The following is a 12497-nucleotide window of genomic DNA, read 5'->3' on the forward strand; positions in this document are numbered from 1 at the left end:
ATCGGTTTTGACATGCCACTCAATCACCACAGCTTAGTAGGCTTCTTTCGGGAAGCAGCCCCTTATATCCACATGCACAGAGGTAAAACCTTTGTTATTGCTGTTTCCGGGGATGCATTAATGCACGAATCGATTGGGAATTTATTTAGTGATATCGCGATACTATCTACGCTCGGCGCGCGGATCGTCTTAGTGCATGGTGCACGACCGCAGATTGAGGCTCACTTGACTGCCAACAACCATAAAGGACGGATTCATAAAGGCCTGAGAATTACTGACGACAAAACACTCGCCTACTCCAAAGCAGCTATTGGTGCGGCCCGACTGGAAATTGAGAACCACCTAAACCGTGCATTGAATCGTCCACCTATTGTGAATAATAGTCTTGGGATCGTATCTGGTAACTTTATAACCGCCAAACCCATTGGGGTAATCGATGGCGTTGACCACTTACACACGGGCAAAGTCAGGAAGATAAACCATCAACAACTGGGACAGCTATTATCAAATGGCAATATCGTACTATTATCACCCATGGGTTACTCCCCAACAGGGCAAATTTATAATGTACTGTTTGAAGAGGTTGCCGGATTTGCTGCTAACAAGCTAAAAGCAGACAAGCTCATATTTGTGCATGAACGCACCTACTTGCCTGACCTTCCAAAACAGCTCAATCTCAGCCAACTGGATGACATCAAGAATAGCTCGACGGAAAGACTTCTTAAAGAGATCAGCCATGCTATTCATCATAACGTGGAACGAGCACACCTAATTGACCCAAACATCGACGGAGGATTACTACTCGAACTTTATACTCGCGACGGTGCCGGAGTAATGATTGACAACAGTCACTATGATGAACCAAGACAGGCTAACATAGATGATGTGAGTGGCATACTTGATCTAATCAGGCCGCTAGAAGCAGAGGGAATACTAACTAAACGCTCACGTGAACAGCTAGAGCTAGATATTGGGAATTTTAGCGTAATAGAGCGAGACAAAAAAGTAATCGGGTGTGCCGCGCTATATGTGATTGAAGGTACAGAATTTGGAGAGCTGGCATGTCTGGCAATTCACCCCAACTACAGAAACAGCAATAGAGGACAGAGAATTTTTGACCACATAAAAAGCAAAGCGCGCAATTTAAACATTAAAAACTTATTCATACTCAGCACACAATCCGTTGACTGGTTTACTGAGCTAGGTTTCAAGCCATTTGAGTTTAAAAAACTACCACAAAGCAGAAGGGACACCCAAATAAAGTCCAGAAAATCAAAATCAATGATTCTGCCTCTTCCATAAGCATACAAATATATCAAACCTAAAAAGAACAATTTTAGAACATACCGCACATCAATTTACCTTAAATAATCGTGCCATTTAGATAAAACTACGATATAATTGTACTGAACGAACTTTGCAGCCACAGCTGCATCACAATTCATCCCTTGGAGATATTACAAATGGGTACAATGACAAAAATAGCTGTTGCCATTGGTCTTTCAGCTTTCGCTGGTTCAGCATTAGCAGCTGCACCTGCAGACATGCAAAACAGAACAGACACACGTGCACAGCAGATCCTTACTAAACTAAACACAACGACTCAGGAAATGTCTTGCCGTGAGATGTCTGACCAGTTGGCTCAAGCAGGTAAATCTGGCTCAAAACTGAAAGGCGTAGTTCTTAAAAATGCCCTTACCGAAGCGATTACTACCACTTCTGAGAAGAACAACCTCAAGGAGTGTATTTCTACTGTAATGGCCTCTAACGCTGCAGCAAAAGCATCTGGCGTTAGCACAGGCGCTAAAGGCGGCTTACTAGGTAAAGCACCTGGCGCAGCAGGTTTACTTGGCGGTGCTGGTGTTGCTGCTGCTGGCACATCTACACTTGCTACTGTGGCATTAGGCCTAGCTGGTGCTGCTGCAGTTGCAACAGTAGTTAATGAATTGGATGATGATGATGATCCAGTATCTGGTACTACTGGTGGCTAAGCAAAATAGCATTATTTTGTGACATCAAAGGCGACATATCTAATAATATGTCGCCTTTTTTATTTTTAGATAAGCAAGCATCAATTATTAATTAGAGTTTTCCCTTCTAAAAAACATCCCTACCAGCAAAGCAAAAACCATCGTATTCATTGGCTCATGCAAAATAAAATCCATTGAAGAATGCAAGAGCAACATTAAAATTCCGATACCAGAGCCAACCTGAATAAACCTTTCTCTGTTCCAGACACCACCGGCCAACTTAAACCAGCCAAACAGATAAAGAAAAAAGAACCCCACAATAATGAAAACGGCTGCAGCACCCATCTCAAACAATAGCTCTAGGTAATCATTATGAGCATTATTGATAAACCGTAACTGCTCGACAGGCTGAAACGCTCTATAAATATCAGAAAAGGTACCAGGGCCACTACCAACAGGAAAGAAAGCTTTTATACCTTGAATAGTATGCTCGAAGATACGCCAACGCTCATCTTCAACTGGATTTTTCGAAACAAACCTATTGAGTACAGGGATTAACCCAATCGACACTGATAAGCCGATTGCAATAGTAGCAAATGCTGCGGTAAATCCGACTGACGCCTTACCACCGATATGACGGGAGAAAACAATCGTAGACAGCAACACTGCCACCATGATTAATAACACGCCGATTCGGGATTTTGCGAATATAGCTGCCAAAAAGACAATCAAAGCAATAAAAGTGTATATCAGCACCTGATTAAAAATACGACTCAAGTTTTTGGCTCGTCGACCAGAGCTTGACCTGCCTATTGAGAATAATAAAAGCCCAATGACAAGGGGCAGAACCATCTCAAGCAATGCAGAAAAGTGGTCTCGATTGACATAAGTACCTTGAGCACTTCCACCGCTCGATGGCATACCAAACAAGAAAAAAGGATTACCGCTGGTATACTGAATCAAGCCTAACGAAGCTTGTAAGGTAGTAATCAACAATAAGGCATACACCAACTGAGTCAACCTGGATTCATTCAAGCTCAGAGCCACAAAGAAAAACGAAACAGGTGCGATTAAAGTCAATAATGCAATCTTAGATTCATAGGGAATAATAGACAGATAATGTTGCTGATTATCACTGTGGTTCCGGTTCAACCATTCAGCAACAGATTCATACAATTCTCGCCCAGGCAAGTGCAGATGATCGATAAAACTCAGAGGCACAACATAAGCACATGCCATCAGTAAGGACGACCAGAAAAACCAAAAAACGATAGGGTAACTTTTGCCCTTGTACTCACCAGACCAAAAAACAATAAATAAGCAAACAACACCGAGTAACTGAACAATCAGCATAACCTGCTCAGGAACAAACACGCCATGAAAGCAAATGACTGACAACATTAGTACCGACAAAAATAAATTGCTGGCAGAAGCAATCGTCCCCGGAGACCTCTCAAGCTTATGACTCACTCTTCTTCCTGCTTTCTGGTAATTTCAATATCATCAAACCACAGACTTCCTGCAAAATACTGCTCATGCCTAAAACGACTGGTAGCCTCTAGTCTTATCAGTTGAACACGACAAGATTCAGGCACCTCAAAGTCCACGGATAATTTAGACCAAGGATTAGAGCCCAGCAGTGGTATACTTTCAACGAGTACCTCACTACCACCCTCAATACAACGGATTCTCCAACTCAACCCCTTTGTCGTTTTTAACGTATCGGTTCGGTAACGAAGTGCCAATTCATAATAACCTGGCTCTAGCATTAATCGTTGGGAAACATGGCGAAAGTTGATTGGAACATTCTTTCGAAGACTGACCTGTAGGGCTTTACGACCTTTGATACCATAGGTAATATCAGGCTTAATTCTAGGATTCTTTGATCTGGATACAACCCAGCCAAACGCTTGGTTATAAATACCGCTTTCGAATCCTCCATCAAAGATCAAATTATCATATTTTTTCTGATATGGCTTTAATCCTCCAGACCAAGCATCACGAGCTTCTTGCCACTCTCCCTCCTTAACAAGACGCGATACGTAAGCCCCGCGCTCAGAATCACTCACTCCCCGCACAGAAGAAAGCACCCTAGCCTGATAAACCTCCCGAAGGCGATCAATAGACAACTCTCTTGATAAATAAGCAAAGAAACTTGGCCACCAATTAGGAGGGGACTGAACGAATTGCCCCATCAAGGCATCCGCGCTGGGGTCATTAATCAAATTCATAAGGTAAGGGAATAATTGACTTCGTAAGCGAGGATTACGGATAAGCAACACATTCCACTCTTCAACAACTTTATCGACTCTCCCCCTTGAAAACCAATAGTCTGCTAAACGCGACCGTGTAAATGTGTGGGCTGACCAAAGCCTCCCAGATAACTCCGCCACTTCATCCGCTTTGCTATCACTTCCTTGCTTTTCATACAACTCGAGCAACCGTGAGGCCGCTCTTCCACTCGATAGGTTATTCTGTAATGCATTGAGAGCCAGCTGCTCCGCCTCTTCAAAGGAGTCAGTCTTGCTAATTGATTGAACCACTAAGGCCTCGGCAGACAGCACATCCGCGTGATGTTGCAGATTTGCCAGCGGCATCTCATAATCACTGATCACCGCCTCACTATTAATATCACTTACCGCGTAAATAGAGAGTGAATACAACAATCCCGCTGAAACGACGATCGCAAAAAGCCTAACAAACAAAGCCTGAAACCACATGGTTAGGTTTTGTTCGGCAGATGATCTGCACCATAACTATAGTAATCTGTATAGTAGTTATACCCACCGTAGCTGCCACCCGTTTTTACTTTTGTAAACAAGACACCAATCAGGTTGGCATGAGCCTGCCGTAAGCGCCGGTTTGCATCCTGAATCTGACGCTTCTTTGACTGCGCAAAGGCAGTGACCATGACAGTAGCATCCGCTCTGTTAGACAAAACCAATGCATCTGCAAGACCCATCACAGGAGGGGCATCAACAATAATGATATCAAATGTATCTGGCGCCAAAGAAAACAACTCATTTAGTCGCTCACCTGTCAATAACTCAGAAGGATTGGGGGAAATAGGCCCGGCTGTAATGACCGAAACGCCCGAAATAGACGACTCCTGAATAACATCAGCCGTCTCAGCTTGTGAAGTTAAATAATTAGACAAGCCAACAGAGTTGTCTAGCTTAAGTCTTTTGTGCGCTGTTGGTTTTCGTAGATCAGCATCAACCACCAGCACACGGTTATTAGCCTGTGCAAACGCTGTAGCTAAATTTACACAACTACTAGACTTACCTTCAGAAGGCATCGCACTTGTCAGTACCAAGACCCTCGGTAGGCCCAACTTACTCGCAAAGAGTAAATTCGTTCGTAAGGACCTAAATGCTTCTGCAATAGCAGATGACGGTTCATTCACAGTCATCAATGCATGCGCAACCGGATCATCACCTTTTACCGATGGGGTCATTCCCAATAAAGGAAGTCCCAACAAACGTTCTAACTCATCTGTCGTCTTAACGCGATCATCAAGGAACTCCAGCAGAAATGCTACGACCGTACCCAGAAAAACACCCAACACTAAACCCAGCGCTAAATTAAGTCTCGTGTTAGGTTTATGCTTTGCAAACGGCACAATAGCCGGATCCAACACTGAAATATTATTACTCTCAACGCCACCGGCAACACTGACTTCTTTCAAACGCGTTAGCAAGCCATCATAGGAACTCTTGTTAGTTTCAACTTCACGGAAAAGCGTGTTATAACCGATATCCTGATCACGAATCTCGACAAATAACTGCTTCTGGCGTTCCAATTCCGCTGCAAGCTCAGCCTCGTTTTCTTTCGCGGCCAAAAAGTCAGTACTCAAAGATCGTTCAACCGTTTGTCTTATTGTGCGAGTCTCAGCGTCAATTTCATTCTCAATCTGCTGCATCTGCCGACGTAATTGAACCATTAACGGGTAACCAGGCTTGTAGACTTGCAATTGCTCCTGATATTTGGACTGCAGATTGACTAAATTCTTTTTAAGTGCCTGAACGGTAGGACTATCCAAAACCTTTGCATCGCCATGAGCTCGTTGTGCCTGCTCATACTTGCTCTGCATTTCTATTCTCTTTGTCTCCGCCTCCCCTAAGGCCTTACTCAGCTGAGTAATCTTGGTTGCCGTTAAGCCTGGTGACTTTTCATCTCCAAGTTTAAACAGGCCCTTCTCTTTGAGATAGTCATTGAGCTCAACCTGTGACTGTTCCAGCTTACTCTTAACATCTGCGAGCTGCTTCCCTAAAAACTCCTTCGCAAAACCAGCTGACTCGACACGCCTTTCAAGGTTCATATCGATATAGTTTCTTGCGATAGAGTTAACGATATTAGCCGCTAGTTCTGGATCAGTACTGTCATAACTTAACTTTACAATTTGGGAGTTTTTAACAGGTGACACGGTCAAACCACGAATCAGCTTATCTTCTAATGGTGCCTTCCCGACCCGCTCGCTTGTAGTTTCAAACTGAGACTCTTCTGCAAAAGGGTCAACCTCGTCCTCATCTGTGCTACCGAGAAACAACGACTTTAGACCATCCACTGTTTCAGCAAAGAAAGGCTTCGCTAACTGATCACCTCTAAACAGAGACTCGATCCCCATACCCTCCATCGTTCGCTTGGCAAGTGCCCGACTCTTAAGGACTTCAAACTGAGTTTGATAAAAATCCCTGGCATTTCTGGAACCTGACTCAGCCTCAACATCATACTTCAGGACTTTTGTTCCTTCCATTTCCACCTGTAATGTTGTGCTAGCCCGGTATACGGGCTTCATCATTAAGGTCATCACAAGAGCCGCAATAAACGTCAAAATGGCGATGAGTATAATGGTGCCCTTACGACGCATAATGACACCGAAGAGCTCACGCAGATCAATCTCATCATCCGCCTCATCATCTGACTTTGACAAGTCACGAGTATACCCTTGTGGATTGACCACCTGCTCATCGGGTGAGCGTAAGTGCCGGGGATCATCAGATACCGGAAAAGAAGTATTCGACATATCAGTTCACCCAAGTACTCAATAGATTTAATGGACTAAGAATGGAAAGCGCTTGTCCTAGCCAGTAACGGCTATTTGATCGATGCACAACGATTCTATCGCCCGATTGCACATATGGATCAGGTGCTGTGCCTTGCCTTATTGCGGTTAAATCCACACCATATGCCTTCTCGCCAGTATTATCTCTCCGGAAAAGAATGACCCTATTCGGTGCACCAAGCGACGTTAAGCCCTGACTTAAGGCAATTGACTGCAAAACAGTCGTCGGTTCTTCAAAGGTAAACACGCCTGGCTTCTTAACTTCGCCCTCAACAGTCACCCGTTGTGTTTCCATGCGCTGTATGACAATACGATCGTCATTCCGAACGAACGGGTCATTAGCCTGACCCTCCCGAATGAGATCAATATCCACATAATACACTCGGTGACCAGAGCCTTGTTTTCTAAACACTGCGACCGTATCAACTTTTGCCCGCTCACCTAAACCACCCGACATTGCAATCGCCTGAAGCAGTGTTACCTGACCACTTAATGGATAGACGCCAGGCTTCCTAACCTCACCCTCAACGGTGACACGCTGGTTGGTAAATTCTTTGATAAACACACTAACTTGAGGGTTTTGCAACAAGTTGGCACCTAACAATTGTGCCAGCCGTTGCTCAGCTTGTACTTGGGTGAGCCCTGCTACCCTGATATTCCCGATCAGGGGCAGTGTAATGCTACCTCGTTGATCAACCCGCACCTCACCGGATAGCTCAGAAGCCTGAAAGACCTTAATATTGAGCAGATCAGAAGGGCCGATACGATATACATCGTTGGAACGATATTGAGCAAGCTCTCGCATATCAGCAATTATCCGAGGGTTTGTGTTAGCACCACCAGCGACTCTACGCGCTTGTTGAGGCGTATTCGCTACAGACAAAGACTCAAATGTGCCACTGGGGGCCGGCGTACCAAAAGCACCGCTTAAGTTCCCACCAGCAGAACAGGCGGTCAAAAGACAAAAAACTAGCAGAATGCTTAATCGACTAAAATATTGATATGCTGAAATCACAGAATTTGTACTCACATTATTTTGTTCGGGATACTACCATACCAAGTGAAAAGTGCCATGGGTTTATTAAGTCTCACAACTTAGTATCGTTAAAGCACCCAACAAGTTCATTGCTAATGACGACTAGTCTACTGATTATGAAGCTTTTTTCTGCTTATCTAGTGGCAGATCAATGATTTGACCACGCTTCCCGTCGTCCAGCTTAAAACCACTCACATAAGTTTTTAACATGGCATAAATGCGCTCCACATCACGTCGGTTACAGGCGGTATTCAGGTTATCCAATATCTCCTGATATTCCACCCAGCTTACTTTTTCTTCATGGGCATGGAAAATACGGGGGTGTGCGGTTTCGGAGGCATCGCCGTCAATCAGCAGTTCTTCGTACAGCTTTTCACCGGGCCGCAAACCAGTGTATTCAATCCGAATATCCCCCTCAGGGTGTTGTTCGGTTTGTTCCTGTAAGCCGCTGAGGCGGATCATGCGCTTGGCCAGATCCACAATTTTGACCGGCTTCCCCATATCTAGCAAGAAGACTTCACCGCCTTTAGCCATCGCGCCTGCCTGAATCACTAGTTGAGCCGCTTCGGGGATAGTCATGAAGTAACGAATGATATCGGGGTGTGTGACGGTAATTGGGCCACCGGCTTTGAGTTGCTTGCGGAATAAGGGCACGACGGAACCGGACGACCCCAACACATTGCCGAAGCGTACCATGGTGAAGACGGTATCGCCGCCCAGTTGTGCCAATGCCTGTAATGAGAGTTCCGCCATGCGTTTGCTGGCCCCCATGACATTGGTGGGGCGTACGGCTTTGTCGGTGGAGATCAGCACGAATCGTTCGATATTAGCTTCATAGGCCGCGTAAGCGGTGCGATAGGTGCCTAATGCGTTGTTTTGCAGGCCTTCGACCGGATTGTGCTCAACCAGAGGAACGTGCTTGTAAGCAGCAGCATGGTACAGAGTTTGTATGTCGTTTTGTCTAATTGCTTCTGAGACACGTACCTGATTCTGCACAGAGCCGAGTACGGGGATTAGCTCAACAGAGAGGCTTTCGTGGCGGCACAGTTCGATGAGTTCGCGTTCAATTTGATACAGAGAGAATTCGGAGACTTCGAATAAGACGAGCTTATTGGGAGACTGGCGGACGATTTGTCGGCAGAGTTCGGAGCCGATGGAACCGCCTGCGCCGGTGACCATGACGCTTTTTTCGGTAATACACTGGGAGATCAGGGTGGGATCCGGGGCGACAGGTGTACGACCCAGTAAGTCGTCTATTTCTATTTCGCGGATTTCTTCGATGGAGCTACCAGCCACCAGATCCACCATCGCGGGAATGGTACGTACATGAATGGGGAGGTGTTCGAGCTTGTGCAGGATTTCGCGACGCTGCCGTAGTTCCACGGAGGGCATGGCTAGCAGGAGCTGTTTGAGTTGGTAGCGGTCGATAAGGTCGCTGAGCTCTGAGGGTGCGTAGATTTTTAAGCCGTGGATAAAGGATTTTTGCAGGGCTAAGTCATCGTCGACAAATAGCACTGGGCGGTATTCCGGGCTATTGATCAGGGCTTGGGCAAGTTCGGCACCGGAGCGACCGGCACCGTAGATGGCGACGTTGGTGCGGCGGACTTTGTTATTGGCGCGGTGGTATAGGCGGCGGACGAAATGGCGACTGCCACCTACCAGCAATAAGGCGGTTCCCCAGTAGATGATGTAGACGGATCTGGGGATGCCTTGTAGGTCAAAGACCGCGGTGACCAGCAATAGTGCAATGACGGATACGCTGATGCCAGTGACAACAGCGGCGAGGGCTTCATTGCCCAGGAAGCGGATGACGGCACGGTAGAGGCCCAAGCGAATAAAGACAGGGATGCTGAGTAAGGGGGCGACGAGTAGTAGCCATACGCCGTCTTGCAGGGGTGGTGTCCAAGAGCCGTGGCGCATGGCGAAGCTGGCCCAGACAGCAAAGGGAATCATGATGAGGTCTGCGCCCATCATAATCATTCTTTTTTGCCCTCGAGAAAGGACGAATAATTTATCTCTGACTTGGTTACGATTCATTGATTCAAATACTCCGTGAACCCAAGCAATTCAATCAACTTGAGCAACTACTTTAGAGGCAACTGAAAATACAATTAGGGGGACGTTTGTTTAACTTTATCACCACTCCCCTTTCCCAGCACAGTTTGGATAATGTAAGAGAAGTAACCCATTAAGTTAAGTGTTGAGAGCATTTTTGAATCAGTGACAGCAAGTTTATTGGGTGTTGACATATCAATATTTTGTATCTGCGCGAGCCCCGTGATGCCAGGACGCGCATCAAAAACACCGTGCTTTACTCGTTCCTGAATCAACTCCTTTTGAGTAGGTAGACAAGGACGCGGCCCAACCAGACTCATCTCACCTTTTAGGACATTCCACAATTGAGGAAGCTCGTCTAGTTTGGTGCGGCGAAGGAAGTGGCCGAACGGGGTGATTGAGGTCACATCTACCAGGTGGGTTGCGACAGAAACAGTACCAGGGTTCATGGTACGGAACTTTACTAAAAAAAATGATTGTTGATTACGCCCAATACGTTCTTGCATAAACAAGGGAGAGCGTGTGTCCAACCACCCTAGGATAAACAACAATATCAATATTGGAAAACCCAATATCAACCCCAGAGTAGAAAATAATAGATCAAATATACGAGTCATAATGTCTTTTTCTGTTGTTTTAGCCAAGCTTCAGCTGTTTGCTGTAGTGCTTCATCGACACTAACAGGAGGGCTCCAGTCAAGCAAGTCATGGGTCTTACTGATATCGACTTGCAAGTTGCCGCAAAGGCGTTGAGCGATGGTACGCTTGCCTATCAGAGACAGAGAGTTCTGCAACCAGCTTTGCGGAATGGGCAGCAAGCGTGCAGACTTGCCTAAGGCTCGACCTAGGCGTTGAAGTAGCTCAGTGGTGGATAGATCCTCCCCGTCGCTAACTAGAAAAGTCTGGTTGACAGCAGCAGGGTGATTAATGCAAATAGTAATCATATCAACTAAGTTATCGAGAGCCACTAAACTTCGTTGATTGTGAACTTTGCCTAATGGTAATGGGATACCTTTATAAAGCCAGCTCATCATACTTTGGAAGTTACCTTTTACGCCAATACCATAAACCAATGGTGGGCGAATAATAACAACCTCCAAACCAGTTTTTTGAGCAATTAACCTTAAACCTTGCTCAGCCTCTTGCTTGGATTTCCCGTAAGGATCCAATATTGTAGGAGAATAAGTCCCTTCAGCAGTAAATGGCTGCCCCAAAGCAGTAGCCTCACCGTTGACTTTGATGGAGCTTAAGTAGATTAGGCGGCGGACTCCAGCTGTTGCGGCTTGCTGAGCGAGATTGAGGGTGGCAGCCGTGTTGGTACGACGGAACTCTGTTAAAGGCTCAGTAGCGGTATCGTGCATGACGTGAACACGGGCAGCTAGATGGATAATAGTATCCACATTACTGAGGGCAACTGTCCAGTCGGTACTAGGTAGCAGGTCGCTTATAGGAACTTGTTGAATGCTACTGGGGAGACTATCGGTGACATGGCGTACAGCGGCAGAGAGAGAGTAACCTTGTTGGCATAGGTGTGGGATGAGTGTAAAACCGACGAAGCCAGTAGCTCCTGTGAGTAATATCATGCCTAGGACTCCTTTAAATTATCTCCAGCACCTTTTGTCTTAAACCAATAGCGCAAGACATTGGTAATATATATAGGTGTGGATAGAACAGTTCTTTGCCATGTTTTAGGCTGGGTGACCAAACGATGTAGCCACTGAAGCCCCATTACACTGATCCATTGAGGTGGCCTAACTTTGGTTTCTGCAAAATAATCAAATTCTGCGCCAATACCAGCAGCTACTTTGGCATTGATTAGGGATAGATTATCAGCTATCCACTCTTCTTGTTTTGGTGCAGTCATACCTACCCATAGGACAGTGCAGTTTGACTGATTAATTCGTCGAATGATGCTAGCATTCTCTTGATCAGTGAAGCTCCCCATCGGTGGTGAGTATGTGCCTACTACGGAAACATTGGGGTAGTGTTTATGCATATTATTTTGTATTTTGGCTAGGACATAATCTGTTGAGCCTAAGAAAAAGTAACTAACTTCATTGTTTTCTCGATTGAGGCTTTTGCTCAGTAATTTAAAAAAAGTAGGGCCGGATAAGCGCTTAATATTGTATTTTCTAAAGAGTTTTGCGGCTAATTCTGTACCAATACCATCACAAAGAACGTAATCAAATTGATTGATTTTATTCAGCAGTTCAGGTTTCTTTTGCGCAGTGACCTGAGAGTGAGGATTAACGAAAGCGATTGATTTGCATGAGCTGGAATGCTCAATATGTTGGTCGAGCTCTGTTAAAACAGATTCTTTGCTTATCTCGCTAAATCCAATGTTCCATATCTTTCTTTTCATAACGTGGGTG

At 45.5% G+C, this 12497-nt stretch carries 10 protein-coding genes; 2 read left to right on the plus strand and 8 right to left on the minus strand.

Annotation, left to right across the window (positions count from 1 at the left end; translation table 11 throughout):
- The first annotated feature begins 12 nt into the window (after positions 1 to 12).
- Complete coding sequence (gene argA, locus DKW60_RS13865; protein WP_109838315.1) at positions 13 to 1302, plus strand: amino-acid N-acetyltransferase; 1290 nt, start codon at positions 13 to 15, stop codon at positions 1300 to 1302.
- 161 nt (positions 1303 to 1463) lie between these two features.
- Entirely contained in the window at positions 1464 to 1991 is a 528-nt protein-coding gene (locus tag DKW60_RS13875; protein ID WP_109838258.1) for a hypothetical protein, read from the plus strand.
- An 87-nt stretch (positions 1992 to 2078) separates the two neighbouring features.
- Here DKW60_RS13875 and DKW60_RS13880 read toward each other — a convergent pair whose 3' ends face one another.
- From DKW60_RS13880 to DKW60_RS13915, 8 genes are all read right to left on the minus strand, one after another.
- Positions 2079 to 3323, minus strand: coding sequence for an O-antigen ligase family protein (locus tag DKW60_RS13880; protein ID WP_181389705.1), 1245 nt, complete (start codon positions 3321 to 3323; stop codon positions 2079 to 2081).
- 113 nt (positions 3324 to 3436) lie between these two features.
- Positions 3437 to 4675, minus strand: coding sequence for a tetratricopeptide repeat protein (locus tag DKW60_RS13885; protein WP_146203488.1), 1239 nt, complete (start codon positions 4673 to 4675; stop codon positions 3437 to 3439).
- A 17-nt stretch (positions 4676 to 4692) separates the two neighbouring features.
- Positions 4693 to 6996 (minus strand): GumC family protein, encoded by a 2304-nt coding sequence (locus DKW60_RS13890; protein WP_109838261.1) that lies wholly within the window; start codon positions 6994 to 6996, stop codon positions 4693 to 4695.
- Position 6997: 1 nt separating this feature from the next.
- Positions 6998 to 7993 (minus strand): SLBB domain-containing protein, encoded by a 996-nt coding sequence (locus DKW60_RS13895; RefSeq protein WP_109838262.1) that lies wholly within the window; start codon positions 7991 to 7993, stop codon positions 6998 to 7000.
- A 192-nt stretch (positions 7994 to 8185) separates the two neighbouring features.
- Positions 8186 to 10108, minus strand: a complete 1923-nt coding sequence (locus tag DKW60_RS13900; RefSeq protein WP_109838263.1) for a polysaccharide biosynthesis protein — start codon at positions 10106 to 10108, stop codon at positions 8186 to 8188.
- Positions 10109 to 10182: 74 nt separating this feature from the next.
- Positions 10183 to 10770 carry a sugar transferase gene (locus DKW60_RS13905; protein WP_245929714.1) on the minus strand — a complete coding sequence of 196 codons (588 nt, stop codon included), beginning with the start codon at positions 10768 to 10770 and terminating at the stop codon, positions 10183 to 10185.
- Entirely contained in the window at positions 10740 to 11708 is a 969-nt protein-coding gene (locus DKW60_RS13910; protein WP_109838265.1) for a UDP-glucose 4-epimerase family protein, read from the minus strand. The genes DKW60_RS13905 and DKW60_RS13910 overlap by 31 nt, the downstream gene beginning before the upstream one ends.
- A 2-nt stretch (positions 11709 to 11710) precedes the next feature.
- The gene (locus DKW60_RS13915) at positions 11711 to 12487 is read right to left on the minus strand and encodes a WecB/TagA/CpsF family glycosyltransferase (RefSeq protein WP_109838266.1); all 777 of its coding nucleotides are present in this window, start codon (positions 12485 to 12487) and stop codon (positions 11711 to 11713) included.
- Positions 12488 to 12497: the final 10 nt, after the last annotated feature.

Source organism: Leucothrix pacifica (genome assembly GCF_003172875.1).
Taxonomy (GTDB): domain Bacteria; phylum Pseudomonadota; class Gammaproteobacteria; order Thiotrichales; family Thiotrichaceae; genus Leucothrix; species Leucothrix pacifica.